Genomic DNA, 608 nt, shown 5'->3' with positions numbered 1-608 from the left:
CCCACGGACAATGAATACCTGGTTGTTTGGGATACCCCCGGCACCAAAAACATAACGGCCACCGTCGTAAGCAACCTCAGCGGCTGCCCCAGCGAACCGGCCCTGGCACCAGTGGAAATCATTGCGCCTTTGGATGCGCCGGTCGTCAGCTGCGGCACGCCCGAGGAGTTGGAATCCATCACCTTCAACTGGGATCCGGTAGTGGGGGCGACGGGCTATGAGCTGGACTTCAGTGACGGCAACTCCGCCACCCTGACGGCCGCCGAGACGAGCTTCACCGTCAGTGGCCTCGATCCGGGGACTACCCTGACGATTTCCATCTACGCCACGGGCACCGGCCCCTGCCCTGACGGCCCAACCACGACGCTGGAGTGCAGCACCGCCCCTTGTCCGCCCGGACTGGCCATGGCTACCACGCCCGACACCGAGTTCTGCAACGGACAAGACACTGACCTGCTGCCCCTCTCCGCCACGCTGACCGCCGGCACGCCACAGGGCTCCTTCACCTGGAGCGGCCCCGGCGTGGTGGTCAATAACGGCAACTTCTTCTTCGATCCCACCGCCGTTGGCCCGGGGGTACACGTCCTGACGGTGGCCTACGACGGCCC

The 608-nt window shown here is 65.3% G+C and carries 1 protein-coding gene; it reads left to right on the top strand.

The window, feature by feature from the left end; all coding sequences use genetic code 11:
* A partial coding sequence (locus H9S92_RS17565; RefSeq protein ID WP_187468009.1) for a fibronectin type III domain-containing protein occupies positions 1 to 608 on the top strand: 608 nt, incomplete at both ends.

The sequence above is a fragment of the Neolewinella lacunae genome, from assembly GCF_014349155.1.
Taxonomy (GTDB): Bacteria; Bacteroidota; Bacteroidia; order Chitinophagales; family Saprospiraceae; genus Neolewinella; species Neolewinella lacunae.
This window is presented reverse-complemented; position numbering and strand designations above follow the sequence as displayed.